Annotated in this window: 20 protein-coding genes; 11 read left to right on the top strand and 9 right to left on the bottom strand. The window is 73.9% G+C overall.

Translation table 11 applies throughout. The features are described 5' to 3' along the window. Positions 1-121: 121 nt before the first annotated feature. The 5 genes from ACZ6W9_RS11790 (at position 122) to ACZ6W9_RS11810 (ending at position 8,682) form a co-directional block, all read left to right on the top strand. Positions 122-2,269: a serine/threonine-protein kinase gene (locus ACZ6W9_RS11790; protein WP_470117600.1), complete on the top strand. Its 2,148-nt coding sequence runs from the start codon at positions 122-124 to the stop codon at positions 2,267-2,269. A 262-nt stretch (positions 2,270-2,531) separates the two neighbouring features. Continuing rightward, positions 2,532-4,772, top strand: coding sequence for an MMPL family transporter (locus ACZ6W9_RS11795; protein WP_470117602.1), 2,241 nt, complete (start codon positions 2,532-2,534; stop codon positions 4,770-4,772). Between the two features lie 376 nt (positions 4,773-5,148). Beyond that, positions 5,149-5,781, top strand: coding sequence for an SSI family serine proteinase inhibitor (locus ACZ6W9_RS11800; protein ID WP_389956200.1), 633 nt, complete (start codon positions 5,149-5,151; stop codon positions 5,779-5,781). A 702-nt stretch (positions 5,782-6,483) separates the two neighbouring features. Further along, complete coding sequence (locus ACZ6W9_RS11805; protein ID WP_470117605.1) at positions 6,484-6,831, top strand: hypothetical protein; 348 nt, start codon at positions 6,484-6,486, stop codon at positions 6,829-6,831. Positions 6,832-6,921: 90 nt separating this feature from the next. After that, positions 6,922-8,682 (top strand): trypsin-like peptidase domain-containing protein, encoded by a 1,761-nt coding sequence (locus tag ACZ6W9_RS11810; protein ID WP_470117607.1) that lies wholly within the window; start codon positions 6,922-6,924, stop codon positions 8,680-8,682. 130 nt (positions 8,683-8,812) lie between these two features. Here the strand turns inward: ACZ6W9_RS11810 and ACZ6W9_RS11815 are convergent, their stop codons facing one another. From ACZ6W9_RS11815 to ACZ6W9_RS11825, 3 genes are all read right to left on the bottom strand, one after another. Further along, complete coding sequence (locus ACZ6W9_RS11815; RefSeq protein ID WP_470117609.1) at positions 8,813-10,924, bottom strand: CHAP domain-containing protein; 2,112 nt, start codon at positions 10,922-10,924, stop codon at positions 8,813-8,815. Positions 10,925-11,172: 248 nt separating this feature from the next. Beyond that, on the bottom strand, positions 11,173-11,514 hold the full coding sequence (locus tag ACZ6W9_RS11820; RefSeq protein WP_362942069.1) for a VOC family protein: 342 nt from the start codon (positions 11,512-11,514) through the stop codon (positions 11,173-11,175). A gap of 202 nt (positions 11,515-11,716) precedes the next feature. Then, on the bottom strand, positions 11,717-13,750 hold the full coding sequence (locus ACZ6W9_RS11825; RefSeq protein WP_389956187.1) for a protein kinase domain-containing protein: 2,034 nt from the start codon (positions 13,748-13,750) through the stop codon (positions 11,717-11,719). Positions 13,751-13,880: 130 nt separating this feature from the next. On the opposite strand from ACZ6W9_RS11825, the gene ACZ6W9_RS11830 reads away from it, so the two are divergent. The 3 genes from ACZ6W9_RS11830 (at position 13,881) to ACZ6W9_RS11840 (ending at position 16,508) form a co-directional block, all read left to right on the top strand. After that, a complete protein-coding gene (locus ACZ6W9_RS11830; RefSeq protein WP_470117612.1) occupies positions 13,881-15,440 on the top strand; it encodes a BCCT family transporter in 1,560 nt (519 codons plus the stop codon). Positions 15,441-15,588: 148 nt separating this feature from the next. Then, positions 15,589-15,936 (top strand): DUF3147 family protein, encoded by a 348-nt coding sequence (locus ACZ6W9_RS11835; protein WP_389956181.1) that lies wholly within the window; start codon positions 15,589-15,591, stop codon positions 15,934-15,936. Then, on the top strand, positions 15,933-16,508 hold the full coding sequence (locus ACZ6W9_RS11840; RefSeq protein ID WP_389956178.1) for a DUF3147 family protein: 576 nt from the start codon (positions 15,933-15,935) through the stop codon (positions 16,506-16,508). The genes ACZ6W9_RS11835 and ACZ6W9_RS11840 overlap by 4 nt, the downstream gene beginning before the upstream one ends. Before the next feature lie 206 nt (positions 16,509-16,714). Here the strand turns inward: ACZ6W9_RS11840 and ACZ6W9_RS11845 are convergent, their stop codons facing one another. Next, on the bottom strand, positions 16,715-16,969 hold the full coding sequence (locus ACZ6W9_RS11845) for a GntR family transcriptional regulator (protein WP_389956175.1): 255 nt from the start codon (positions 16,967-16,969) through the stop codon (positions 16,715-16,717). A gap of 92 nt (positions 16,970-17,061) precedes the next feature. On the opposite strand from ACZ6W9_RS11845, the gene ACZ6W9_RS11850 reads away from it, so the two are divergent. Further along, entirely contained in the window at positions 17,062-18,321 is a 1,260-nt protein-coding gene (locus tag ACZ6W9_RS11850) for an alpha/beta fold hydrolase (RefSeq protein ID WP_389956173.1), read from the top strand. 194 nt (positions 18,322-18,515) lie between these two features. Here ACZ6W9_RS11850 and ACZ6W9_RS11855 read toward each other — a convergent pair whose 3' ends face one another. From ACZ6W9_RS11855 to ACZ6W9_RS11875, 5 genes are all read right to left on the bottom strand, one after another. Next, a complete protein-coding gene (locus ACZ6W9_RS11855; RefSeq protein WP_470117615.1) occupies positions 18,516-19,931 on the bottom strand; it encodes an ATP-binding protein in 1,416 nt (471 codons plus the stop codon). Positions 19,932-19,995: 64 nt separating this feature from the next. Next, positions 19,996-21,738 carry an NAD(P)/FAD-dependent oxidoreductase gene (locus ACZ6W9_RS11860; protein WP_470117617.1) on the bottom strand — a complete coding sequence of 581 codons (1,743 nt, stop codon included), beginning with the start codon at positions 21,736-21,738 and terminating at the stop codon, positions 19,996-19,998. Positions 21,739-21,814: 76 nt separating this feature from the next. After that, on the bottom strand, positions 21,815-22,546 hold the full coding sequence (locus tag ACZ6W9_RS11865) for a TrmB family transcriptional regulator (RefSeq protein ID WP_389956164.1): 732 nt from the start codon (positions 22,544-22,546) through the stop codon (positions 21,815-21,817). A gap of 155 nt (positions 22,547-22,701) precedes the next feature. Further along, a complete protein-coding gene (gene glnII / locus ACZ6W9_RS11870) occupies positions 22,702-23,715 on the bottom strand; it encodes a glutamine synthetase (RefSeq protein ID WP_389956161.1) in 1,014 nt (337 codons plus the stop codon). 134 nt (positions 23,716-23,849) lie between these two features. After that, positions 23,850-24,500: a MerR family transcriptional regulator gene (locus ACZ6W9_RS11875; protein ID WP_389956159.1), complete on the bottom strand. Its 651-nt coding sequence runs from the start codon at positions 24,498-24,500 to the stop codon at positions 23,850-23,852. Positions 24,501-24,740: 240 nt separating this feature from the next. Here ACZ6W9_RS11875 and ACZ6W9_RS11880 point away from each other — a divergent pair, with 240 nt between their 5' ends. Then, entirely contained in the window at positions 24,741-25,616 is an 876-nt protein-coding gene (locus ACZ6W9_RS11880) for a MurR/RpiR family transcriptional regulator (protein ID WP_362942104.1), read from the top strand. Between the two features lie 15 nt (positions 25,617-25,631). Beyond that, entirely contained in the window at positions 25,632-26,390 is a 759-nt protein-coding gene (locus ACZ6W9_RS11885) for a sugar isomerase domain-containing protein (protein WP_470117620.1), read from the top strand. The last annotated feature ends 8 nt before the right edge of the window (positions 26,391-26,398 follow it).

The raw sequence follows: 26,398 nt of genomic DNA on the forward strand, positions 1-26,398 counted from the left end.
ACTGACCTGAGCATCACATGAGTGTCACGGTCGGGCCGCCGGTGGCCTGGTCACCGTTGACTGCCGGGGACACCTCTTCTTGAGTGGATGCAAGGGGCGACGGCGGGGGAGGGAGGCTCACGTGCCGCGTACGGAGCCGCTCACGTCAGCGGACCCCCGGAGACTCGGGGAGTACGAGGTCATCGGCCGTCTGGGGGAGGGGGGCCAGGGAACGGTCTACCTCGCCGCGCGTCCCGGGGGCGGGGACGAGCACTACGCCGTCAAGCTGCTGTACCGGTCGCTCGGGGAGGACCGGCACGCCTTCCTGCGCGAGGCGGAGCTGGCCAAGCAGGTCGCCCGTTTCTGCATCGCCCAGGTGGTCGGCGCCGGGCTGGCGGGCGACCGCCCCTACATCGTCAGCGAGTTCGTCGACGGGCCCTCGCTCCAGCGGGAGGTCGAGGTCGGCGGCCCCCGGGCCGGAGGCGCCCTGGAACGCCTGGCGATCGGCACCGCCACCGCGCTGGCCGCCATCCACCGGGCCGGGATCGTGCACCGCGACTTCAAGCCGCAGAACGTGCTGCTCGGCCCGGACGGCCCCAGGGTGATCGACTTCGGTCTGGCCAGGGCGCTGGACACCGGCGCCGCCCCGGTGTCCGGCGGCGCGGGCACCCCCGCCTACATGGCGCCCGAGCAGGTGGAGGGGGCCGAGGTGGGCCCGGCGGCAGACGTCTTCGCCTGGGGCGCCACCGTGTGCTTCGCGGCCAACGCCTGGCCCCCGTTCGGCCATGACTCGGTCGCGGCGGTGCTGCACCGCGTCCTCACCGCGCCCCCCGAGCTGGGCCGCCTGGACGGCTGGCTCGGCAGGCTGGTCGCGGGCTGTCTGGCCAAGGACTTCCGCGACCGCCCCACGAGCCGGGAGTTGCTGCTCGCACTCCTCGGGGAGGACGGCGGCGGGCCGTCGGCGGGCGTCACGTCGCGCGCGGGCCGTACCGGGCCGCCGCGCGCGGGATACCCGGCGGGCCTCTCATCGTTCGAGGGGCCCGCGGGGGACCCGTCGTCCGCGGGGCACGCGGGGGACCCGTCATCCGGGGGGCACGCGGCCGACTCGTCACCCGCGGGGCACCCGGCGGGCCCCCCGCCGTTCGAGGGGTCCACGGCGGACCCGTCGTCCATGGGGCACACGGCGGGTCCGCCGTCCGCCGGGCGGGCGGCGGGCCACGACGCCGCACCGGGCCCCGCCGCCTTCCCCGCCAGGGTGACCGAGCCGCCCGCCCATCCCCGGCGGGCGGTCACCAGGGCCTCCGTCGCGATGTCCGGCGCGCTGCTGGTCAGCGCTGCGGTGCTGGCGGGGGCACTGGTACCCGCGGTGGGCGGGGGCGGGAGCCAGGCCATGGGCGGCGGGCTGATCGGTCCGTCCGCCGAGACCGGCACGCGGGACCGGCTCACGGCGCACCCCGGCCGTACGGCCCGCCCGGCCGAGAACACGTCCGGCGCCACCGCGCCGCGCGTCCCGCCCACGAGGTCGCAGACGGGGAAGACCGCCGTCCCGCCGGGAGAGGGCGCCTCCACCCCGCCGCCGGCCGTTCCGGGGGTGAGCGTTCCCGCGCTCGCCGGGCTCGACCACGCCGAGGCGTCCCGGCTCATCGAGAAGGCCGGGCTGATCCTGGGCGCGCTCACCCGGACCGACTCCGACCGGCGGATCGGCCAGGTCGTGGGGAGCCGGCCGCGGGCGCGGGCCACCGTCGCCCGGGGGACCAGGGTCGATCTGGAGATCTCGGCGGGGGTGGCCGTCCCGCGGCTGGCCGGCCTGGACACGGAGGCCGCCGGGGCGGCCCTCACCCGGGCGGGCCTGGCCCGGGGGGCGGTGACCACGCGTTGCTCGGCGCGGCCGGGGGGAGAGGTGCTCGCCAGCACCCCCGGCGCGGGTGCGCGGGCCTCCTCCGGCGACAGGGTCGCGCTCGTCGTGTCCCGGCGCGGCACGGCGGTGCCGTCGGTGGCGGGGCGGACGGCGGAGGCCGCGCGTGACGCGCTGAGCGGGGCGGGGCTCGCCGTACGGCTCCGGCCCCGGCTCGTCGACGACCCGGAGCGGGACGGGAAGGTGCTGGCCCAGAGCCCGGAGCCGGGCGGGTGCGCCGCGCCGGGCGCCACGGTCGTGATCACCGTCGGCGTCGCCGGGCAGTCCGGCCCGGGGCCCGGGGAGCCCTCCACCGGGCCGGACCCCTCCGCGCCGCCGGACCCGCCCGCCACGGAACAGCCCGGCCCCTCGGAGGACCCGGCGGGCGAAGGCTGAGCCGGATTCGGGGCGAGGCGTCGTCACGGCGTTGACCTGTGGGTTCCTGGGGTCGATGGGGCCGCTGGGGCCTGGGCGGCGGCCCGGGGCGGTCCCGGTGGGCGGCTGATGCGGACGGGGTCCGGCGTACGAGTGTGTTCATCGTCTCATTCACCGTTGAGATCCCTTATTTCGTGATATTTCGCAATACGCTCTCCTGGGGATTTCGCGTGCCGTACGAGGGCCGCGCCGGTTTCGAGGGTTCTCAAGGGGACGGTCACCGATGTCGGGCTTGCTGGGGCGGCTGGGAAGTTGGTGCGCGCGGCACGGCGGAGCCGTGCTGGCGCTGTGGGTCGCCGTGGCGGTGCTGCTCACCGCGGGCTCGCTGCTGTTCCCCGGCCCGGTGAACAACAACGTCGCCATCCCCGGCACCGACGCCCAGCGGGCGCACGACCTGATGCGCGAGGGCTTCGGCCCCGGCTACGACACGGGCGGCACGGTCCAGATCGTGCTCTACTCGCCCGACGGGCCCCTCACCGCCAAGAGCCGCAAGGACGCGGTCCAGCGGGCGATGGACGGGATCCGCGCGCTGCCCCACGTGACCGAGGTGCAGACCCCCTACCGGGTCGGCGGAATGGCCTCCAGCCTCCAGATCGGCATCATCACCGCCAAACTCCAGGGCCACGACACCGACAAGGTGGCCGAGATCAGCCGCCAGGTCTCGGACGCGGCGGCCCCCGCGCGGGCGGCGGGGATCGAGGCGGTGCCCGCCGTCGCCTCCACCCCCGCCGACAAGGAGATCAAGACGGGGGCCAGCGAGATCATCGGCGTGCTCTGCGCGCTGCTGGTGCTGGTCTTCGCGTTCGGCACCGTGGTGGCCGCGATGATCCCGATCTTCACGGCGCTGATCAGCATCGCGACCGGCCTGGGCCTGATCAGCCTGCTCGGGCACGTCGTGGACGTGCCGAAGCAGGCATCCATCATGGCGACGATGATCGGGCTCGGCGTCGGCATCGACTACGCGCTCTTCCTGCTGAGCCGGCACCGCGGGCTGCTGGCCGCCGGGGTGCCGGTGCACGAGGCGGTGCGCCGGGTCGTGGCGAGCTCCGGCAGCGCGGTGGTCTTCGCGGGCGGCACGGTGATCATCGCGCTCAGCGCGCTCATGCTCGCCGGGTTCCCGATGCTGCAGACGCTCGGCTGGATCACCGGGGTCTCGGTCGTCTGCGCGGTGATCACCGCGGTCACCCTGGTGCCCGCGCTCCTCGGCCTGCTCGGCCACCGGGTGAACGCGCTGCGCCTGCCGTTCGCGGGCGGCCGGAAGGGAAGCCACGGCGCCTCGGGCTGGTCGGCGCTCGGCACTTGGGTCGCCCGACGCCCCTGGCGGGTGCTCGCGCTCAGCGTCGTGATCCTCGGCGCGCTGACCGCCCCCGCCCTCGGGATGAAGCTCGGCACGCTCGACGACGGCTACGCCGAGAAGGGCACCGACGCCCGCCGCGCATACGAGCTGCTGGAGGCCGGGTTCGGGCCGGGGTTCAACGGGCCGCTGATCGTGGTGGCCTCGCTCGACGAGAAGGCTCCGGCCTCGGGGCCCGAGCCGGCCGTGCTCAAGGAGCTCAAGAGGAAGGTCGCCGCGGTCGACGGCGTGGCGCACACCGCCGACCCCGTCCTCAACGACACCGGCACCGCCGCGCTGGTCCAGGCAATCCCCGAGTACGGCCCCGGCGACCCGCGGGCGCTGGACGTGGTCGAAGGCGTGCGCGCGATCCGCCTCGACGGGGCCGAGGTGCACGTGGGCGGCAAGGTGGCGGGCATGGCCGACGCGAACGCGCGGATGGCCGAGCGCACCCCGATCGTCATGGCCGTCGTGGTGGCGCTGAGCGCGCTGCTGCTGCTCCTGGCGTTCCGGTCGCCCGTGGTGGCGATCAAGGCCGCGGTGATGAACCTGGTCTCGCTCGGCGCGGCGTTCGGCGCGCTGTCGCTGGTCTTCTCCTTCGGCCTGGGCAGCGCCCTGGTCGGCATGGACCCGCCGGTCGGCGTGGACGACTCCTTCCTGACCGCGATCTTCTTCACGGTGCCGATCGACAGCTACATCCCGCTGATGCTGTTCGCGGTGCTGTTCGGCCTGTCGATGGACTACGAGGTCTTCCTGCTCACCGCCGTACGGCAGGCGTACCTGCGGCACGGGGACAACCGCCGGGCGGTGGCCGAAGGGCTGGGGTCGACCGGCCGGGTCATCACCTCCGCGGCCCTGATCATGGTGGCCGTCTTCGTGGCCTTCATCGCCTACCCCGACCCCATGGTCAAGATCTTCGGTGTCGGCCTCGCCGTCGCCGTCGCGGTGGACGCCACCGTCATCCGCGGGCTCCTGGTGCCGTCGACCATGGCCCTGCTGGGCAGGCTGAACTGGTGGTGCCCCCGCTGGCTGGACCGGATCCTGCCGGACCTCTCCGTGGAGGGGCACGACGAGGAGGAGGCCCCGGCGGAGGAGCCGCGCGGCAGGCTCGTCGGCGCCGGCCTGGGATGACCCGCGTCGCCGGCCCGGGGTCACCCGCGCCGGCCTGGGCCGTCCTCGCCGAGTTCCCCGCGGTTTTCCCGATGAGCCCACGCGGCGGCGCCGGTCTCGGCGAGAATGGCGCCGGAGGCCGGGACGCCTGTCCGTTCCGGCGGAGCGGTTTCGCGTCGGCCGGATAGTTTTGTGCTGATTAATCGGTTATGTGTTGATTAAGCGGTTCCGTGCCGGAAAAACGGGTCACAGATGACGTTCGGCGGCGAGTCGCCATGCGACATCCCGGCCTTAGCGGATATAGCATTTTCACTGTTCAGGACGCACATCATCCCCCCGAAAAGGCTGGAAAGCCCCTTTCCGGCCTTTCAGGCAACGCGTTTTCTTTGGGGATTCCATGCGACGTCTCTTGTGCACGACCGTCACCGGCCTGATCCTGCTCGGCGGCACCGTCACCGCCGCCCAGGCGGCCACCGGGCCCAGCGATCCCGAGTACGACCCCGGGTACGACCCGGGCTCCGCGCAGCTCCAGGCGGACCCGGCCTGGCAGGACATGACGGACCCGGCGGACATCCCGCCGCCTCCGCCCGGTCCCCGGCCCATGCCGCCCGGGGCCGGCCGGCCCGTACCGCTTCCCATGCCCGTACCGCCTGGGCCCGGCCGGCCCGTACCGCCTCCCATGCCCCTGCCGCCTCCGTCCGTGAGGCCGCCCTTCCCCGGCGTCAGGCAGCTCACGCTGTCGGTCGCCAGGGCCTACGGGCCGTTCACCCAGCCGCGGACCGTCTGGCTGAGCTGCTCTCCCGTGCGCGGTACGCACCCGAACCCGTACGCGGCGTGCAGGGAGCTGGCCCCGGCGCAGGGCAACCCGGCGTTCGTCAGCGTCGTGTCGCCGATCTTCTGCTCGCGCATCTACCAGCCGGTCACGGCGCGGGCGTACGGCTCCTGGAACGGCCGGTACATCCGGTTCCAGCGGACCTACCCCAACTCCTGTGAGCTGCGCAGGGCTACCGGCCTGGTCTTCGCTTTCTGAGCGCCGGGGTCTTTCCGAGTCCTCCGGCCGGGGAGAGTCCGGTCCCCGGCCGGAGTCCCCGGTCCGCGACCCCGTGACCGGGAGCCGTCACCGTCCGCGTCCCACGACCGGGAGCCGTCGCCCTCCGTGCCCCTCGGGTTCGGAAGACGTGCCGCGCATGTTCGTCCTGTCGGCCCTGGACCCCGGCATGCGCGGCACCCCGGCCGGCGTGTCGAGACGCCGGCCGCCGGAAATATCGCCTTTTCCGGATAGGCGCACCGGGTGCGCCAGGTGTTTCTCGGATTGGATCCGACAACAGGGATCAACCCCCGCGAGAAGGTGCGAGGGTTGTGATTTCCTGGCATCTATTTGCTTCCGGCGAACCGTGTGGTCCGGATGGTTTTTTGCACCCCGAAGTACCTTTTTGGCTGATCAGCACATTCGGTGCGTAATCAAGCAAGATTTCCGCCATCAAGGGCACAGGGAGATTCACGTGCTTCTTCCACGGTGCGGGCGAGCGCCGCACTCCGCCCCCGGCAGGCAGGCGGGAGCCCCGGCGGCGACCAGCCCCCCGGCACGGGGAACGCGCTGGGGCCTGGAGGCCCACCCGGTCCCGCGGGTCCGGCGGGGTCCGCGGGTCCTCCCGGCCCGGCGAGGCCGAGACCGCCGGTCCCGGTGGCTCCGGCGCCTCCGGTGGTCCCGCCCGTCCGGATGATCCCCGGGGTGACGATCGGGACGGTGCCGGTGCGGCCGATCGAGATCCTGACGCCGGTCACGCCGATCGTGTCCGGGTGGACCTGCTGCACCTCCTGCTCGCCGTCCTGCACCCCCTGCCCGCCGTCGTGGACGGCTCGTCGGCACCTGGAGCGCGTGGAGCCCCTGGACCTCCTGGAACTCCTGGAGCCCGTGGACGTGCTGACGCGCCCCGCGAGAGGCCGGGGCCGCGGGCCGCGTGTCCGCGTCCCCGGCCCTTGCCGCGTCCCCGGCCCGTGCCCCGTCGCCGGACGGGGAGCGCTCGCCGGCCGCGCCGTACGGGGCCCGCCGCGTGCCCGGCCCGCGCTCCGCCGATGAGCGGGCGGGGCTGCCAGCCGGTTCCAAGTCCTCCCCAAGTCGTGCCCGGAATGCTCCGCTCCGGAAAGCGAGTTTGGGGAGAGCGAGCTAATGCAGGCACGAACAACCGTCGCGGCCGGGCTGGCGGGACTGGTCCTGGCCGGCGTCATGGCGTCACCCGGAGCCGCCCTGGCGGCCCCGAAGGATCCGGAGATTCCCGTGGGAACGCGGCTGGCGGCCCGGACGCATCCGGCCGTGCAGCTCACCTCGGTGTCCTACACCGCCGACGTCGCGGTGCCGACCCCGGTGGCCAAGCCGGCGGCGATCAGGAACCTGACCGTACAGGGGGTCGAGGCCGTCCGGTCGGGCAAGATCTCCTCCGACGACAACAGCATCTACCGGTGGATCGTCCAGCAGATGGCCGGGAACCCGGGCCGTTACTTCTCGCCGGGGAAGCCGGAGCGGGTCGTGAAGGCCACCGCGGGCGGGCTGTGCACGGGCTGGTGGGTCACGCCGGACGGCTACATGGTCACCGCCGCCCACTGCGTCGGTCAGGAGGACGCCCAGCTGGCGCGGACCTTCGCGTCCCAGGCACTCGAGAAGATCAACAAGAAGGACGCCGCCGACCTGGTGGCCGACCTCGGCGAGTTCGCCTCCGACGACGAGATCGTCCGGACCGCCGCCAAGATCTTCCAGATCTGGAACGCCGACAACATCAAGATCCGTAACGTCGAGAGCTCGCTGTCCCTGCTGCAGAGCCTGCCCGGCGGCGGCGTGGACAAGACCGCCAAGGCGGTCCCCATCGAGCTGGTCGCCAGGGGGACGGTCTACCCGGGCAAGGACGTCGCGATCCTCAAGGCCAACGGCATGAACAACCTGCCGACCGTTCCGCTGGGCGCCGACTCCGACGTGCGGGTCGGCGACACGCTCTACATCAGCGGTTTCCCCGGCACGGTGACGCAGACCTCGATCTTCAACATCGAGTCCAAGCTCGAACCCGCGTTCACCGAGGGCCCCTACAACGCCTCCAGGCAGACCCCCGAGGGCGTGCCGTACATCCAGACGCAGGCGCCCTCCTACCCGGGGAACTCCGGTGGACCGGTGTTCAGCAGGGACGGCAAGGTCATCGGCATCCTGGTCGGCGGGCTGATCCAGCAGGACGGAGGCTCCACCGAGGGGGAGAGCTTCGTGCTGCCGGTCGGCGTCGTCAAGGAGAAGCTGAACGAGAAGAACATCCGGCCCGCCGAGTCGGTGACGACGAGGACCTACAACGAGGCGCTGGAGCTGTTCTTCGCCGACCACTACTCCGAGGCGCTGCCGAAGTTCCGGGAGGTCCAGGCGCTGCACCCGAACCACCCCTACGTCGCCCGGTACATCTCCGACTCCCAGCAGGCCATCACCGCGGGCCGGGACAGGAGCCCGGGCCCGATCCCGCCGTGGCTGATGTGGGGCGGCGGAGGCCTGGCGCTCGTGGCCGCGCTCGGCGCCCTGGCCGTCGTGCTCGGGCGCAGGCGCCGCCCGAAGGCGCCGGCGCCCTTCCCCGAGATCCCGTACGACGCGCGGCAGGCCCCCCGGATGGCGGGGCACGGGCCCGTGCCCCAGGGCGACCGGTCCGGACGGTACGACCCGTACGGCGCGGACCCGTACGGCGGGCACGATCCGTACGGCGCGCCGCGGCGGCCCGTCCACTCGCGGCGATCGCCGCACCCCCTCCCGATGGGGCCGGGGGACGGCCCCGCCGTCGCCCCGCAGCCGCCGTACGGTCAGGCCCCGCAGGCCGGCCCCGGGGCCGACACCAGGATCGCCGATCTGGAGGCGGAGCTGGAACGGCTGCGCCGCGGTCTCGGCCGGCACCCGGACGACGGGCGCTGAGGCGCCGCTCCCGGCGGGCCCCCGGACGTCATGGAGCGCCCGGAGACCCGCGGGTCCCCGGACGTCATGGGGCATCCGGAGACCTTCGGGCGCGCCGTTCCCGGATCCCTCGCGGGGCCGGGAGCGGCGGTCACACCCGCTCCGGGATTTTCGCCCGGCGGCGTCCCCGGTAACCGCCGCGCACCAGGACGTCACCGCCGACCACGATGTCCTCCTGGGCGAGGACGGCCGCGGACCGGCTCAGGACGTCCGCGGACCGGCTCAGGAGGTCGACGGACCGGTTCGGGAGGTCGACGGACCGGGTGCGGACGGCCGGGGCGGGCCCGAGCCGGACGGTCGTGCCGGCCACGGACTCGGAACGCCGGTGCCGCCGGCCGCGCAGCGGGACGTCCTGGGCGAAGGCCGACGTCTCCAGCGGGTGCTCGCGATGGTGCCGCCGGTCCTGCTGCCGGGCGTCCTGCGTGAAGGCGATGGCCTCGGCGGGATGCTCGCGCAGGCGGCGTCTGCCCTGGTAGGGCGCCCTCGGGCCGTCGTGGCGGCGGACCGGGGAGATCTCCCGGTCCGGAGCCCGCTCCGGCCTCCCGGCGTCTCCGGTCCCTGCGGCGTCCCCGGCCGCGCCCGACCGGCTCTCCGGAACGGACGCGAACCAGCCCTCGGAGGCGGTCGTGGACCGGCTGCCCGATACGGGGGAGAACCAGCTCTCGGAGGCGGCCTCGGGGCGGTCCCCGGAGACGGCGGAGAGCCAGCTCTCCGCCGTCTCGCTCACGCGGGCGAGGAGGGCCGTCAGGTCGGTCTCCTCGGCGTGCGTGAGGCTGGCCGCGTCGGGGAACGGCTCGGCCCCCGCGCCGTGGGAGCCGGTACGGGCGAGTGCCGCCGGCAGGGCCTCGTCGGCCCGGTAGACGTGCAGGGACGAGGCCGTGACGACGGCCTGCTCGGCCGGCGGGACCGCCGCGGTGGTGGAGACGGCCGTCCGTGCGGTCGCGGCCCCGGGGAGGGACACCCGGCCGTCCCGCGCCGTGGTGGCCGCGGGGATGGGGACCGGGGTGGGCGTGATCTCGGGGAGGACCGTCCCGGCGGTCCGCGACTCGACGACCGGGGCCGTGGAGACGGGGGACACGGCCGTGGCAGGCGCGTTCTTGGTCATCCGGCGGCGTCCCGGTGCGCGGCGGCGGCCGGGGGCCCGGCGGGCGGGCGCCTTCCGCGACGGGGCCGCGGGGACCGCGCCGGCGAAGGCGAGGCGGGTCCGCGACTGCTTCATCCTGGCATGGGCGATCATCGCCATCGCGGTGAGCAGGACCGGCGCGAGAACGGTCGGGCTGCCGAGCTGGGGGACGGGCAGGGACAGGTCGCGGCCGGAGGCGACCGGGTCCGCGGAGATCGCCTTGGTGTCCGCGGTGGCCGGCTTGGCGTGCTTTCCGGCCGAGGTCCCGGACGGCGCGGCGGCCTGCCCGGCCGTCGTGCCGGTGATCCCCGCCGTCGCGCCCGTCGTGCCGGTGGTCCCGGTGGCGCCCGCCGTACCGGTGCCGACGCCGTTGACGGTCGTGGTCGTGGTCGCCGGGGCCTCGGCCTGGGCGGGGGACGGCGAGGGGGCGGCGTGCTTGCCGGGGCCCTTGGCGTGCTTGGGAGCGGGCTTGGCGGTCGTCTTCGTGCCGGTCTTCTCGACCGGCACGGGGTCGGGCACGGCGAACAGCGCCAGCACACCGGGGTCGGGCGAGACCTCCACCGAGTTGTCGGACCGGACGTCGGAGGAGGTGACGACGGTCTTCTTCTGGGCCGCCTCCTTCTCCAGCCGGGCCTTGATCTTCTCGGGGTAGCCGTAGCCGACGACCTTGTCGGTGTCGCGCACCTTGCGCTTGGCGACCCCGCCGTCGATGTTGCCCTCGATCGTGTGGATCTTCCGGCCCTCGACCTTGGTCACGATGCCCACGTGGTCGATGCGGTCGATCTTGTTCGAGCCGCCCCAGTCGAAGAAGACGATGGCGCCGGGCTCCGGGGTGGTGCCCCAGGCGTCCTGCTCCTTGAACCACCGCGCGTGGTAGACGGTGTAGGCGAACTGCCCCACCCAGCTCTCGTAGCCGAGCTTGTGCGCCGCCCACGACAGGTACATGTCGCACCAGGGGGCGGAGGAGTAGTCGTCCTTCGACACCACGGTGCCGTCGTACCAGCCGCCGAACTTCGTGTAACCGTCCGACTTCTCGGAGTAACCGAGCTGGCTTTCCAGCAGCTCGATGAACTTGTGCATCTCAGGGGTCATAGAGAGTTTCGCGAGAACCCCGATGGCCACGCGTGTGTGGTCGCGCCGCCTTCGCGACCTGGGCATCGGGGACGGGGTCGAACGATGGTGCGTTCACGCGGGCGGTCGGAGAGGGACCGGGGCGCGTGTGGCGGCACCATTGGCCAGTGTCTTCCGTGACGGGAGGGGTTACATGCTTCAAGAATAGGTTACGTCACGGTAAAGCGTGCATAGATCTCAAAACTGGGTAGGACCACTCAGATGGGTGCGTAGAGGACGAGGGTGTTCCCCGAGGGGTCGCGGAGCACCGCCCTCGTCTCGTGCGGTCCCGCCTCCGGCTCGCGCACCACCGTCGCGCCCGCGTCCGCCAGCTCCCGTACGGCCCGCGCGACGTCGTCCACCCGGTAGGACGGCGCGGTGACCTCCCCGGCCACCCGCTCCTCCGCCGCCACCAGCGCGACCGTGGCGCCGCCCCCGTCCAGGGCCGCGAACCGGTCGCCGTCGCGGAAGCGCACCGCCAGGCCGAGCGTCCCGGAGTAGAAGGCGATCGCCTCTCCCATGTCGGCCACGGGGATCAGGACGTTGCCAAGCTTGGTCAAGGAAGCCTCCGCGGGGGTCGGTTGTCGATCGACAAGCTAGCGATGCCGGTTTCCAGCTACAAGACGAGGTTCCAGGTGATTTTTTGCGAAACCTGGGTACCGGCCGTGCTTCACCCGGTTTTCGGGGGGCCGGAACCCGCTCGGCCGTCCGCCTGCCGGGCCGGACTCCACTCGGCCGTCCGCCGCCGGGCCGGACCTCCACTCAGCCACCCGCCCCCGCCGCCTCCGAGACGTCGTCCGTCCCCGTGAGGTCTCCGATTTCCGGGAGGCCGCCCGTCCCGGAGACGCCGGAGTCTGTCCCGGTGCGATCCGGGTCCGCCTCCGGAGCGGAGGGCCCGGAGAGCCCGGAAGGTCCGGAAAAGCCGGAGGAGCCGGAGAGGCCGGAGCGCCCGGAAGGCCCGGAGGCCGTGCCCCGCCCGCAGGCGGGCAGGCCCAGCCGCACGTCCCGGGAGCGCATCTCGCCGCCGGGGACGACGGCGATCGTCACCAGCCGGTGGGCGTACTCCCCGCAGGGGGGAAGGGCGGCGAACTCCCCGGGGACCCGGCGGGTGTACTCCGTCAGACCGGACAGCGTCAGGGTGCGGACGCCGCCGGTCAGCCCGCCCTCGCCGCCGACGACCTTCTGGGCGAACCCCAGCCGCACGGTCACCGCCGAGGTGCCCGCGGCCCGCACCCGGAAGCCGACCTCGGAGCCGTCGAACGAGATGATCTCCGCCTCCGCGGCCGGGGCGCCGGGAGAGGGGGTGGGCGAAGGCCCGGCCGGGGGCGGCGTGCCCGGGGAGGGCGCCGATCCCGTCGGGCTCGGCCGGCCGGGGACGGTGGCCGTCGCGGTGGGACCCGGCCGGCCCGGACCGGTGGCCGTCGCGGTGGGTCCCGGACTGCCCGGCCGCGCGGTGGGGCCGGGACGCCCGGGCCCGCCGGTGGGAGCCGGAGGAGCGGACCGGTCCGGGGAACCGCCCGGCCCGGTGGGCGCGGGCGGCGCGGTCCGGCCGGGGGCGGCGCTCCTCGGCGGCCCGGGGGAGGGGCTGGGGACGACGGGGTCCCGGGACCGTCCGCGGCCGGCCGGCCGGGCCGTCCCGTGGTCGCCGGAGGCGGCCGTGCCGCCCGCGTGCCGTCCCGGGGCGGGAGTGAAGACCGTGCCCGAGGCGAGCCGGTCGGGGGTCCGGCCCGCGACCACCAGTCCGGTGACGACCGCGACGCCGATCATCCCCGCGGCCGCCGCGATCCGCGGGCCGAGCCGGGGCCGGCGCGCCGTGCCCGCCCGGCCGGCCGCGTTCCCGGGCTTCGGGACGCCGGCCCTGGGAGTGGTCCTGGCCAGCGGGAACGCCAGCGCCAGCCCGATGGCGAGCTCGGCCAGGCGTTGCCGCCCCCGCCGCTCCCAGTCCGGCCCGCAGGCCGCGGGCGCGACCGACTCCAGGGCCGCGGCGAATTCCCGGGCCGTGGCCGGCCGGTCCGCCGGGTCCTTGGCCAGTCCGCGTGTCACCAGCTCGCGGAGCCCGTGGAGCCGAGGGGCCGGGGCCGGAACCGCCTCCACCGGGACCGGCTCGATCCGGTGCCGCCGCCCAAGCTCCGCGAGCTCCGCGAGCTCCGCGAGCTCCGCCGGTCCCGCGGTCTCCGGGCCGGGCCCCGCGTGCGCCGTGCCGTACGGCGGGCGCCCCGTGAGGCACTCGAAGAACACGCACGCGGCCGCGTACAGGTCGCCCGCCGGACCGGCCGGGAGCCCGTCCCACCACTCGGGCGCCGCGTAGGGCAGGCCGCCCGGCGGCCCCGGCCCGCCGGTGCGGGCGGCCACGCCGAAGTCCGTCAGCTTGCCGGCGCCGTCCGCCTGGACGAGCACGTTCTCCGGCCGGTGGCCGCGGTGCACCACTCCCGCGGAGTGCGCGGCCGCGAGGCCCGCCAGCGAGTCCCGCAGCACCACCAGCGCGGCCTCGGGGCCGAGGGCGCCGTGCCGGGCCAGGATCCTCCGGAGCGGGACCCCGTCCACCAGCTCCATCACGATCGCGGCCTGGATCACGTCCTCGTAGTACTCGTGGAACGAGACCACGTTGGGATCGCGCAGGTCCGCCAGGACGTGGGCGTCCCGCCGGAACCCGGCCAGGAACCCGGGGGAGTCCCGCAGGGAGGCGCCGAGATACTTGATGGCCACATAGGCGCCGGTGGCCTCGTAGGTGGCCAGCACCACGCGGCCGCCGCCCCCGCCGCCGAGCTCTCGCACCTCGCGGTATCCCGGAACCATCCAGTCCCCCTCCGAGCGCCGTCGGTTGTTCGACGGTCTCACCCCCCGGGACGGTTGTCACGGTTCGCGAACTTCGCACCGGGCAGTAAGCCGGATACGGGGGATGCATCGATGACGGGGGCCCGGTTCCATGCGGAAACTCGATGTCCCGCTGGCAGCGGTCGCCGTGGCGCTGCTGCTCGCGATGGTGGCGTGGGGGGTGATCTCCCCGGAATCGCTGAACACGGCGGGCACGGACGCGCTCGGCTGGGTGCTCGACGGCTTCGGCTGGCTGTTCGTGGTCGCCGCCGACCTCTTCCTGGTCCTGGCGGTCGTACTGGCGGCGAGCCGGTACGGCACGATCCGGCTCGGCAAGGACGACGACACCCCGGAGTTCTCCAACCTCGCGTGGGTCGCGATGATGTTCAGCGCCGGCATGGGCATCGGCCTCATGTTCTACGGCGTCGCCGAGCCCGTCACGCACCTGCTCCGGCCGCCTCCGGGACTGGGCGTCACCGCGGGCTCGCCGGAGGCCGCGCGCGTCGCGATGGAGTACTCGCTGTTCCACTGGACCCTGCACCCCTGGGCCATCTACGCGATCACCGGACTGGCCCTGGCGTACTCGACCTTCCGCATGGGGCGCGGCAACCGGTTCAGCGACGCCTTCATCCCGCTGTTCGGCGGCAGGCCCCGGCCGCTCGCGGGACGGGCACTGGATCTACTGGCGCTCCTCGCCACGGTCTTCGGCACCGCCACCAGCCTGGGGCTGGGAGCCCTGCAGGTGGAGTACGGCCTCAACGCGCTGTTCGGGCTCAGCGGCCGGCGGCTGGAGGTGGTCGTCATCATCGTGCTGACCGCCGCCTTCGTCGTCTCGGCGGCGACCGGCGTGCACCGGGGCGTGCAGTGGCTGAGCACCGCCAACCTCTACCTGGCCGCCCTCCTGGCCGTGCTCATCTTCGTCTTCGGCCCCACGATCGCCACCCTCGACCTGCTCCCCGCGTCGGTCGGCGGCTACCTGCAGGACCTCATCCCCATGTCCTCGCGGACGGGGGCGTTCATCGACAAGCAGTGGCTCGGGACCTGGACCATCTTCTACTGGGCGTGGTGGATGTCGTGGGCGCCGTTCGTCGGGGCCTTCATCGCCCGGATCTCCCGGGGGCGGACCGTCCGCGAGTTCGTCATCGGTGTCCTGCTCGTCCCGTCCGGCGTCAGCGTGCTCTGGTTCGTCATCAGCGGCGGCGCCGCCGTGTGGTTCCAGCGCGAGGGCACGGTGGACTTCTCCGCGACCCTCGCCAAGGGACCGGAGTCGGCGATGTTCACGCTGCTCGACCACCTGCCCCTGGCCCTGGTCACCACCGCGATCACCGTGATCCTCGTCGCGCTCTACTTCGTCAGCGGCGCGGACGCGGCCGCGCTCGTCCTCGGCTCGCTGTCCAGCAGGGGATCGCTCCACCCGCCCCGGCCGCTGGTCGTGATGTGGGGGGTGCTGACCGGCATGATCGCCCTGGTGCTCCTGCTGGCGGGCGGCCTGGAAGGGCTGCAGCGCGCCACGATCCTGGTCGCGCTGCCGTTCGTGGCCGTCATGCTCCTGCTCTGCGTGGCCCTGGTGAAGGAGCTGCGCCGGGATCCGAGGATCACCGCCCCCCGGGGGCACCCCTACGGCCTGCCGGCCGCCGTCCGGCGGGCCTGGGGCGAGGACGACGGGCCCTGACCCGCCGCGCGGCGGGCGGCGCCGGCCCGGAGGGGACCCGCTCCCGGGGCCGGATTCCGGCGGCCGTACGGCGTGGCGGAGGGCATGACCGGCGGAACCGCGGGCAGCGTGGTGGCCTGGGTGGAGGATGCCCGGGAGAAGGAGTGCCATGGGGCTCGAAGTCGTCAAGGTGTTGCTCAAGGCCGCGGCGGGCGGGTTGTTCGTGCTGCTGTTCGCCGCGCTGGCGGAGGCGATCGCCCCGAAGAGGCTGGCGGGCGTGTTCTCCGCGGCTCCGTCCGTGGCCCTGGGCGGCATGCTGGTGACGGCCGGACTCAGCGGGGTGTCCGACGTCCGTCAGGCGGCACTGGGCATGGCGGTCGGGGCGATCGCGTTCGTCGTCTACTGCCTGGTGGGGGTGCCGCTGCTGAAGCGGTGGGGCGCCTGGAAGGGGTCGGCGGCCGCGCTCGGCGTCTGGCTGGTCGCGGCCGTGGCGGGCTACCTGGTGGTGTGGCCGTGACGAGCGACCTCCACGGCGACCACGAGGACCGGCGCCGCGGCCTGCCCGGCGGGCGCGACTCCGGCGGCGGCCGCACCGGTCCCCACGACGATCGCGGCGGCCACGGCTTCCACGGCGATCGCGATGGCTCCGGCGGCCGCCGGCGGGACGACGAGCGGCGCGACGAGGTACGGTTCGCCCCCCGCAAGCTCGCGGAGACCAGGCCGCGCGAGTGGCTGGTCCGGTTCGGGTTCGGCGCCGGGGTCTCCGCCCTCGCCGCCGTGATCGCCACGGTGGCCGGTCCGCGGTTCGGCGGCCTCTTCCTGGCGTTCCCGGCGATCCTGATGGCGTCGCTGACGCTGGTCGCCAAGAAGGAGAGCGTGCGCCAGGCCCGCAACGAGGCCCGGGGCGCGACCTTCGGCGCGGTGGGGCTGTTCGGCTTCGCCGCGGTCCTCGCCGCCGGGCTGGCCGCCCGGTGGCCGCTGTGGGCGGTCCTGACCGCCGCCACCGCGGCGTGGGCCGTCCTGGCGCTGGGCTGCTACCTGCTGGCCAGGGCGTTCGGCGCCGGGGGAGACGAGCCACCGGCGGGCTGAGCCCGCGGCCCCGACGCCACGTCCGCTCCGGACGCTCACGGCGGCTCCGGAGGGCTTCCGGCCGGCTCCGCGCGGACGGGCTCGTCCGGCGTCGCACCCGTGGAACCCGGCGGCCCGGAGCCGACTGGCGGCACGGAGCACCCGGCGGTACGGAGCACCCGGCGGCACGGAGCGCCCGGCGGCACGGAGCGCCCGGCGGCCGCGGGTCAGCCGCCGCCGGTCTCCTCGGCGCGCGAGGACACGAAGTCCCCCGTGCCCTCCAGCGTGTAGAGGAGCCCCTCGTCCCGGAGCACCTGGACCGCCCGCCGTACGTCCTCGGGGGTGAGGCCGTACCGTTCCCCGAGGGCCTCCACGGAGGGGATCGGGCGGTCCATCTCCATCTCGCCGCGGGTGATCTGCGTCCGGAGGACGTCAGCGAGCCGCCGGTAGGCGGGGTCGTCCCCGCCGTTGTCGATCGTCACGACCAGGAATCGTAGACGTCGGCCGGGGGAACGCCGAGCAGGCGCGCGGCGAGGAGTCCGCCGGTTCGCCGCTTTCCGGTACCGTTCGGCGGGTGACCGTCCTGCTGCCCGGCGTGGCCCTCACCGACCACGTCCTCACCGTCCCCCTCGACCACGCCGACCCCGGAGGCGAGACCATCGAGGTCTTCGCCCGGGAGGCGGTGGACCCGGCCAGGCGGGACGAGGACCTGCCGTGGCTGCTCTTCCTGCAGGGCGGGCCGGGCGGCAGGTCGCCGCGGCCGACCGGCGCGGACGGCTGGCTGGGGCAGGCGCTGAAGACCCACCGGGTGCTCCTGCTCGACCAGCGGGGAACCGGCCGCAGCACCCCGGTCACCGCCGCGACCGTCTCCGGCTCCGACGCCGGACTGGCCGCCCGCCTCGCGCACTTCCGCGCCGACGCGATCGTCGCCGACGCCGAGCTGATCCGCCGCGAGCTGTGCGGCGGGCGGCCGTGGGAGACCCTCGGCCAGAGCTACGGCGGGTTCGTCACGCTGACCTACCTGTCGCGGGCGCCCGAGGGCCTTTCCGCCTGCTACGTCACCGGCGGCCTGGCCGGGCTCGCGGCGAGCGCCGACGACGTCTACGCGCGGACCTACCCCAGGGTCCGCGCCAAGGCCGAGCGGTACTTCGCCCGCCACCCCGGCGACTCCGCCCGCCTGGACGCGATCGCCGACCATCTGCGCGACCGGGAGGTCCTGCTGCCCGACGGCGACCGGCTGACCGTGCGCCGCCTGCAGAGCCTCGGCATGTGCCTGGGGACGGGCGACGGCGCCGACCGCCTGCACTGGATGCTGGAGGAGGCGTGGGCCGGCGACCGGCTCTCCGACCCGTTCCTGTACGAGGTCATGACGGCCACCGGGTTCGTCGGCAACCCGCTCTACGCGGTCCTGCACGAGTCGATCTACGCCCAGGGCGGCGCCACCGCCTGGGCCGCGCACCGCCTGCTGCCGGAGGACTTCGCCGAGGACGCGCGCCCGCTGCTGCCCACCGGGGAGATGATCTACCCCTGGATGTTCGACGAGATCGCCGCGCTGCGCCCCTTCAGGGGCGCCGCCGAGATCATCGCGGCCCGCTCCGGCTGGCCCGCCCTCTACGACCCGGTACGGCTGGCGGCCAACCGGGTCCCGGTCGCCGCCGCCGTGTACTACGACGACATGTACGTCGACGAGGGCCTGTCGATGGAGACGGCCCGCGCGGTGGGCGGGGTGCGGGCCTGGGTGACCAACGAGTGGGAGCACGACGGTCTGCGCGTCTCCGGCGGCCGGGTCCTCGCCCGCCTGATGGAGACGGTCAAGGGCGTCCACGGCCCCTGAGCCGCCGGGCCGTCCCGCCTCCCCCCGCCTCCGCCCCGCCTCCGGGTCCTGTCCCGCGTCCCGGGACCCCGCTTCCTGCTCCGCCTCCGCTCGCGGCCGTCCGGCTTCCGCCTGACCGTCCGGCTTCCGCCTGACCGTCCGGCTTCCGCCTGACCGTCCGGCTTCCGCCTGACCGTCCGGCTTCCGCCTGACCGTCAGGCGGGCGGTTCGACGAGCGGGAGCCGTACCTGGAAGCGGGTGTCGCCGGGCGCCGACTCCACCCGCAGGTCGCCGCCGTGCCGGCCGGCCACGATGCGGTAGGAGATGTCCAGCCCCAGCCCGGTGCCCTCGCCGACGGCCTTGGTGGTGAAGAACGGCTCGAAGATCCGCTCCTGCAGGTGCTCCGGGACGCCGGGGCCGGTGTCGCAGATCTCCACCAGGGCGGTGGTGTCGTACTCCACGCGGGTGCGGACGGTCAGTGTGCCGCTGCCGTCCATCGCGTCCAGCGCGTTGTGGATCAGGTTGGTCCACACCTGGTTGAGCTCCCCGGCGTAACCGGGGATCGGCGGCAGCTCCGGGTCGTAGTCGGTCGCCACGCTCACCCCGGGCGGGATCTTGCCCTTGAACATGGCGAGCGTGCTGCCCAGCAGCTCCCGCACGTCCACCGTCTGGTACGGCGCGCGGTCCATCTGCGAGTACTGCTTGGCGGAGGCCAGCAGCGAGGAGATCCGCCCGGTCGCGTCGGTCACCTCGTCCAGCATCTGGCTGATCTCGATGGCCTCCGAGAGCCAGCGCACCGCGCCGGGCAGGTGCTCCTCGCCGACCGCCTCGCGCACCGTGTCCAGCCCGCCGGGGCCGAAGCCCGCGCTCACCAGGGCGGGGGCCAGCTCCCAGCCGTCCGGCACCCCGGCGTCCTCCAGCGCCTCGCCCAGCGTGTCCTCGGCGTCGGAGATCTCCAGCGGGGACCGCGCGGGAATCTCCGAGGCGCCGTCCGTGCAGCCCTCCTGGAGGTCGATCAGGGCGCGCAGCCTGTCGGCGGGGATGCCCGACTCGGCCAGCGCGGCCAGCTCCCGCCGCGACGAGCGGACCATCTCCCGCAGCTCGCCCACGGCGCGCACGGCCGCCGCGGCCGGGTTGTTGAGCTCGTGGGTGAGCCCGGCGGTGATCGTGCCGAGCGCGGTCAGCCGCTGCCTGCGGTCGATGAAGTCCCGCTGGGCGAGCCCGCCGAGACGCACCCCGTCGAGCAGGTGCACCGCCATCGGGAACCACTCGCCGATCATGTGCCCGTACTTCTTCGCCGGGAGCACGAAGAGCCGTGACGGCTTGGTCGCGCGCAGCGAGTGGGCGTAGGTGTCCGGGGCGCGGTCGCCGAGGTAGGCCGAGATCGCCCCGGCGTAGACGCCGGGCTGGGAGGTGGGGGCCATGGAGACCGGCCCGGCGGGGGTCTCGGTGGTCATCATGACCTCGCCGTCGATGAGCACGAAGAACGACTCGGCGGGATCGCCCTGCCGCAGGACCGTCTCACCCGCGTCGTAGCCGCGTTCCTCGCCGTAGGCGACCAGCCAGGCGATCTTCTCGTCGTCGAGCCTGTCGAACAGGAACAGCCTTCTGAGCACCTCAGGATCGGTCATGCGGCCTTCCTCCCGGCCTCCGCGACGCCGCGGGCCCACGCCCCGCCCGCGCCGTATGCCACGTTCACGCCTTCTCCAGGTAGCGGTGGACGAGCGCCACGGCCATGGCGCCCTCGCCGACGGCCGAGGCGACCCGCTTGATGGAGTCGGCCCGCACGTCCCCGGCGGCGAACACGCCGGGCACGTTGGTCTCCAGGTGATACGGCTCGCGCTGGAGCGGCCAGTTGCGGGGGCGGTTCCCCCCGGCGGTCAGGTCCGGCCCGGTGAGGACGAAGCCCCGGGCGTCGCGCTCGACCGTGTCGCCGAGCCAGTCGGTGAACGGCTCGGCGCCGATGAAGACGAACAACCGCTCGGTGTCCACCGCCCGCTCGCCGTCCGGCCCCTTGAGGACCAGCCGCTCCAGGTGCCCGTCGCCCTCGGCGGCGGTGATCTCGGTCCCGGTGTGCACCTCGACGTTCCGCAGCCCGGAGATCTGCTCGATCAGGTAGTGCGACATGGACCTCTCCAGGGCGTCGCCCCGGACGAGGAGGTGGACCGTGCGCGCGTACTTCGACAGGTGGACCGCGCACTGCCCGGCCGAGTTGGCCGCGCCGACGACGTAGACGTCGCTGCCGGCGCACTCGGCCGCCTCGGTCAGGGCCGCGCCGTAGTAGCAGCCGGAGCCGATGAAGCCGTCGAGCCCGGGGGCGGTGAGCCGCCGGTAGGCGACGCCGGTGGCCAGGATCACGGTGTGCGCCGCGATGCTGCCGCCGTCGGCGAAACCGATCACCCGTGCCCGACCCCTGACCTCCAGGCTGGTGACCTGGCGGGCGGTGAGCAGCTCGGCGCCGAACTTCAGGGCCTGGCGGCGGGCGCGGTCGGCGAGCTGGGCGCCGGACAGGCCGTCGGGGAAGCCGAGGTAGTTCTCGATGCGGGAGCTCTGCCCGGCCTGGCCGCCGGAGGCGTGCTGCTCGACCAGCACCGTGCGCAGCCCCTCGGAGGCCCCGTAGACCGCCGCGCCCAGTCCTCCCGGGCCGCCGCCGATGACGACCAGGTCGTAGAAGTCGGTGGCCGGGGTGGTGGACAGGCCGACGGCCGCGGCCAGCTCCGGGACGGAGGGGGCGGTGAGCGTCACGCCCTCGGCCGTGACCACCACGGGCAGCCGGTCGGGCGGCGGGGTGGCGCCGGTCCCGCCCGCACCCGCTCCGCCCGCACCCGCTCCGCCCGCGCCCGTCTCAACCGCGCCCGTCTCGCCCGCGCCCGTCTCGCCCGCCGCGGCGAGCAGTTCGGCGCCCTCGGGGGTGTCGGCCAGCATCCAGCGGTAGGGCACCTGGTTGCGCGACAGGAAGTCGCGGACCTCGTACGACCGCGCCGACCAGCGGGCGCCCACCACCCGCAGCTCGCCGGTCTCGCGCCGGTCGGTCCGCTGCCAGGCGTCGAGCTGGGCGTCCAGCACCGGATAGAGGTTCTCCTCCGGTGGGTCCCACGGCTTGAGCATGTAGTGGTCGAGGTCCACGACGTTGATCGCCTGGATCGCCGCGTCGGTGTCGGCGTAGGCGGTGAGGAGCACGCGGCGGGCGTGGGGGTACAGGTCCATGGCCTGTTCCAGGAACTCCACGCCGTTCATCTGGGGCATGCGGTAGTCGGCGAGGACGGCCGCGACGTCGTCGCCGCGCAGCCGGAGCTCGCGAAGGCTCTCCATGCCCTGGGCCGCCGTCTCGGCCCGGACGACGCGGTAGGAGTGGCTGTAGCGGCGTCGCAGGTCACGCGCCACCGACCGCGACACGCCCGGGTCGTCGTCAACCGTAACGATGACCGGTTTATCCATTATCTGCCTTCCAGGAGACGGCGCTTCCTTGAAGGATGTCATAGGCGGTCATACCTATATCGGACACCCCGAAAGATCAACGGCGGACGCCGGCGATGTACCGCTCGGCCAGCAGCACCACGGCGCGGTCCTGGGTGTACACACCCCAGCCCGCGCCGTTCGCCAGGCCGCCGATCAGGGCCTCCCGGCGGTCGCCCACGACGACGAGGAGACGGCTCCCGGCGTCCTCGCCGGCCGTGCCCCCGACCGCGTCCCGCCCGGACCCGGTCATGTCCCCCGTCGCGTCCCCCACCGGGCCCCGTTCGGTCCCGGAGCACGTCTCCGACACCTCGACCCCGCGCTTCGCGGCCCTGCGGACCAACGGGGACAGCCGCGCCGTCTCCTCCGGCCAGGCGGCGACGAGCAGGGAGGAGCGGGCCGCGGCCACCACGTCCCCGGCACGGGTGAGCAGCGACTCGGCGTCCCTGAGGTTGTGGGTCGGCGGAACCTCGGGCGGTGCGGCGATCGTGGGCAGCGAGGACTGCAGCGACTCCATCGAGTCGTCGAACTCCCGGCGCATCCGTTCCAGCAGGGCCGCGGGCGGCAGCGGCTGGTAGCCGACGACGCCCTCCTCCTCGTGCAGTTCGTAGGCGGCGCCCCGGGACACCAGCTTGCCCAGCGTCTCGTAGACCGTGCTGCGCGGCACGCCCGAGCGTTTGGCCACCTCGTAGCCGTTGAGCGGCCGTCCGGCCCCGACCAGCGTGACGTACGCCTTGGCCTCGTAGCCCGACATGCCCAGGCGTTGCAACTGCTCCACGACGTCTCGCATCGCAGTCATGCTACGGCGCGCTGTCACCGTTTAGTGTTGTCCCAAACTGCCAAATTCGGCCCCATATTCCGTACAGGAGCACCCCGGGGACGGCGAAGGGCCGCGACCGCCCCGGACGGGGGCGGCCGCGGCCCGGACGGGGGCGGCGGGGACGATCAGACCTGGCCGGCCTTCTCCAGCGCCGTGCAGCAGGTGTCCACGATGAGACGGGTGACCGTGTAGGGGTCGACGTTGGCGTTGGGGCGGCGGTCCTCGATGTAGCCCTTCTTGTCCACCTCGACCTGCCACGGGATGCGCACCGAGGCGCCGCGGTCGGAGACGCCGTAGCTGAACTGGTCCCAGCGGGCGGTCTCGTGGTGGCCGGTGAGGCGGTCCTCGACGTCGGCGCCGTAGTTCCTGACGTGCTCCAGCGCGTTCTCGGCGAGCGCCTCGCAGGCGGTGATGATCGCGTCGTAGCCCTCGCGCATCGCCTTGGTGGAGAAGTTCGTGTGCGCGCCGGCGCCGTTCCAGTCGCCCTTCACCGGCTTGGCGTCGAGCGTGGCGGCGATGTCGAAGTCCTCGGCGACGCGGTAGAGCAGCCAGCGGGCCACCCACAGGTGGTCGGCGACCTCGACGGGACCGGCCGGGCCGACCTGGAACTCCCACTGGCCGGGCATGACCTCGGCGTTGATGCCGGAGATCGCCAGACCGGCCTCAAGGCACAGGTCGAGGTGCTTCTCGACGACGTCGCGGCCGAAGACCTCGTCGGCGCCGACGCCGCAGTAGTAGCCGCCCTGCGGTGCGGGGAAGCCGCCCTGCGGGAAGCCGAGCGGGCGGCCCTCCTTGAAGAAGGTGTACTCCTGCTCGATGCCGAACCAGGACTCCTGGCCGGCGAACCGCTCGGCGACCTCCACGAGCCTGGCCCGGGTGTTGCTGACGTGCGGGGTCATGTCGGTGTTGAGGACCTCGCAGAGCACCAGCACATCGCCGCCGCCGCGGATCGGGTCCGGGCAGGTGAAGACCGGCTTGAGCACGCGGTCGGAGGAGGAGCCCTCGGCCTGGTTGGTGCTGGAACCGTCGAAGCCCCAGAGCGGAGGCTCGGCGCCGTCCGCCAGGATCCTGGTCTTGGAGCGCAGCTTGGCGGTCGGCTTGGTGCCGTCGATCCAGATGTATTCGGCCTTGAAGGTCATCCGCGGGACTTCCTTGAGGAGAGAGATGTCTGGTGCGCTGCAAGACTCGCAAGGGGGGATTTCCCGGCTGTTGCCCGTATGTGAACAGAATGTTACCGATGCCCACTTGCCCGGTTTCGGGACGGTTGCCGGGTTCAGGGTGTCCTGGGCGCGCCGGCCTCGAAGAGATCCGCCGAGACCGACTCCTGGGCCAGGCGGCGCATGGCGTCGAAGATCCGGCCGTACACCACGGTCAGGACCACCAGCGCCTCGACCGCGCTCTCCCGGGGGCCGGCGAAGGGGATGACGCCGGTCTCGTTCTCGGTGACCAGCCGGAGCGCGGCCCCGGCGTAGGACCGCAGCTTCTCGTCCGTGGCGGGCATGCCGAGCCGGTCGAGGGTCAGGACGGCCTGGGCCAGCTCGTCGCGGGCGGGTGCGAGGGGGGTGATCCGCCAGCCGAGGTCGCCGATCAGCCGGTCCGCCTCGGCGCGGGCACGCCGCCAGTCCTCGTCGCCGGACCGGGGTTCGACTCCGGGCGCGAGGGCGTAGTGGGCGGTGCCGAGCACGGTGTGCATGTCCAGGCCCTCGTCGTCCACGGCGGCGAGCACCTTGCGGATGGCGGCGATGGGCAGCCGGCCCACCTCCAGCAGCGCGCGGATGAGGCGCAGCCGGCGCACGTGGGCCTCGCCGTACTCCGCCCGGGTGGCCGACGTCTGCTCCCCGGGAGGAAGGAGGCCCTCACGCAGGTAGTACTTGATGGTCGGGACGGGGACGTCCGTGGCGGCGCTGAGCTGGGAGATCCGCATGATCGGATGGTATCGGCGGCCCGGCCCGCCGTCGGAGCGGCGGGCCGGGCCCGCGGGCGGGCCCGCCGTGACGTAGCCGAATGGCATGAAAGCGGGGAGTGCCGACGAAATCAACGCGGTTTCCAGGAATTCGCGTGATTTCCTTCGTCAAAGGATCACTTTCCATCGGAAAGCAGCAAGGGGTTGACGCAGTCCCTTGGTAAGAATAATTTTCATCCAACCTCCCGGCGGATGAAAGGAATGTCTGTGGCCGCAGGCGCGCTCGGACGCATCCAGACCGAGACGCCCACGCTGCCCGGAGCCCTCCGCCGGGTCGGCGAGGCCATCCTGGCCGACCCCGCCGCGGCCGCCCGTTCCACGATCATGGCGCTCGCCGAGCGCAGCGGCAGCTCCCCGGCGACCGTCACCCGGTTCTGCCGGGTCTTCGGCTTCAGCGGCTACGCCGGGCTGCGGGTCGCGCTGGCCACCGAGACCGGGCGGGCCGCGCAGGCCCACTGGGACGCCGGCGTCGGCCACGAGATCGCCCCCACCGACCCCCTCGACGTCGCGATCGGCGTGATGGCCGCCGCCGACTCCCGGCTCATCCAGGAGACCGCGGCCCAGCTCGACGCCGCCGTCGTCGCGCGGGTCGCCGACGCCGTCGTCGCCGCCGGCCGGACGCTGATCTTCGGCGTCTCCACCAGCGGGTCCGCGGCGGGCATGATGGCCGGGCGGCTGCGCCGGATCGGGATGCCCTGCTGGAGCCACGCCGACGCCCACGAGTCCCTCGCCGAGGCGGCGCTGCTCGCCCCCGGCGACGTCGCGATCGGGGTCTCCCACCAAGGCCGCACCCGCGAGGTCCTGGAACCGCTCGCCGAGGCCGCCGCCCGCGGCGCGACGACCGTCGCCGTCACCTCCTTCGCCCGCTCCCCGCTGGCCGACCTCGCCCGCCTCGTGCTGACCACCGCCAGCAGGGAGACCACCTTCCGGCTGGGCGGCCTGGCCGCCGTCCACTCCCAGCTGTTCGTCCTCGACACCGTCTACGTCGCCGTCGCGCAACGCACCTACGAGCAGACCGACCGGGCGTTCGAGCTCACCATCCGGGCGCTCGAAAGCCACCGCGTGGAAAGGAACTGACGAGTGGAGACCGGCATGGAGATCGGAGCCGCGGACTACGCCCGCGAGGCACGGGCGCTGATGGACGAGGTCGTCCGCACCCAGGCGGAGGCGGTGGGACGGGCCGCCGCGCTGCTCACCGCGTCCGTCCTGGACGACGGCGTCATCCAGGCGTTCGGCTCCGGCCACTCCGAGGCCATCGCGATGGAGATCGCCGGCCGCGCGGGCGGGCTCGTGCCGACCAACCGCCTCGCGCTGCGCGACCTCGTCCTGTACGGCGGAGCCCCGGTGGACGTCCTCCTCGGCGCCCCCGGCGAGCTGGAGCGCGACCCCGAGGTCGCCCGGCGGATCTACGACCTCGCCCCCGTGCGGCCCCAGGACGCGTTCGTGCTGATCTCCAGCTCGGGGGTGAACGGCTCGGTGGTGGAGCTGGCCTCCGTCGTCAAGGAGAAGGGCCACGCCCTGGTCGCCCTGACCTCCGTACGGCACAGCACGGAGATGACCTCCCGCCACCCCTCGGGCCGCAAGCTCCTCGACCTCGCCGACGTGGTCCTCGACAACGGCGCGCCGTACGGCGACGCGGTCATGCCGCTGCCGGGCGGCGGCACGTTCGGCGCGGTCTCCACCATCACCTCCGCCCTGCTGGCCCAGATGGTCGTCGCCGAGGTGGTGCGCGCCCTGGCCGGGGCGGGCCGCACGCCGCCGGTCTACCGGTCCGCCAACGTGACCGGCGGCGACGAGCACAACCGCGACCTTGAGAACCGCTACGCCGGAAGGATCCGGCGAGGTGCCTGATCACCCCC

This window comes from Streptosporangium sp. NPDC053982 (assembly GCF_055585205.1).

Bases quoted from the DNA above. Each gene is read 5' to 3' on its own strand.
- ACZ6W9_RS11875 (WP_389956159.1), bottom strand. From the start codon at position 24,500: ATGCGGATCTCCCAGCTCAGCGCCGCCACGGACGTCCCCGTCCCGACC.
- ACZ6W9_RS11835 (WP_389956181.1), top strand. From the start codon at position 15,589: ATGGGGCTCGAAGTCGTCAAGGTGTTGCTCAAGGCCGCGGCGGGCGGG.
- ACZ6W9_RS11865 (WP_389956164.1), bottom strand. From the start codon at position 22,546: ATGCGAGACGTCGTGGAGCAGTTGCAACGCCTGGGCATGTCGGGCTAC.
- ACZ6W9_RS11800 (WP_389956200.1), top strand. From the start codon at position 5,149: ATGCGACGTCTCTTGTGCACGACCGTCACCGGCCTGATCCTGCTCGGC.
- ACZ6W9_RS11815 (WP_470117609.1), bottom strand. From the start codon at position 10,924: ATGCACAAGTTCATCGAGCTGCTGGAAAGCCAGCTCGGTTACTCCGAG.
- ACZ6W9_RS11825 (WP_389956187.1), bottom strand. From the start codon at position 13,750: ATGGTTCCGGGATACCGCGAGGTGCGAGAGCTCGGCGGCGGGGGCGGC.
- ACZ6W9_RS11885 (WP_470117620.1), top strand. From the start codon at position 25,632: ATGGAGATCGGAGCCGCGGACTACGCCCGCGAGGCACGGGCGCTGATG.
- ACZ6W9_RS11795 (WP_470117602.1), top strand. From the start codon at position 2,532: ATGTCGGGCTTGCTGGGGCGGCTGGGAAGTTGGTGCGCGCGGCACGGC.
- ACZ6W9_RS11830 (WP_470117612.1), top strand. From the start codon at position 13,881: ATGCGGAAACTCGATGTCCCGCTGGCAGCGGTCGCCGTGGCGCTGCTG.
- ACZ6W9_RS11880 (WP_362942104.1), top strand. From the start codon at position 24,741: ATGTCTGTGGCCGCAGGCGCGCTCGGACGCATCCAGACCGAGACGCCC.
- ACZ6W9_RS11855 (WP_470117615.1), bottom strand. From the start codon at position 19,931: ATGACCGATCCTGAGGTGCTCAGAAGGCTGTTCCTGTTCGACAGGCTC.
- glnII (WP_389956161.1), bottom strand. From the start codon at position 23,715: ATGACCTTCAAGGCCGAATACATCTGGATCGACGGCACCAAGCCGACC.
- ACZ6W9_RS11860 (WP_470117617.1), bottom strand. From the start codon at position 21,738: ATGGATAAACCGGTCATCGTTACGGTTGACGACGACCCGGGCGTGTCG.
- ACZ6W9_RS11810 (WP_470117607.1), top strand. From the start codon at position 6,922: ATGCAGGCACGAACAACCGTCGCGGCCGGGCTGGCGGGACTGGTCCTG.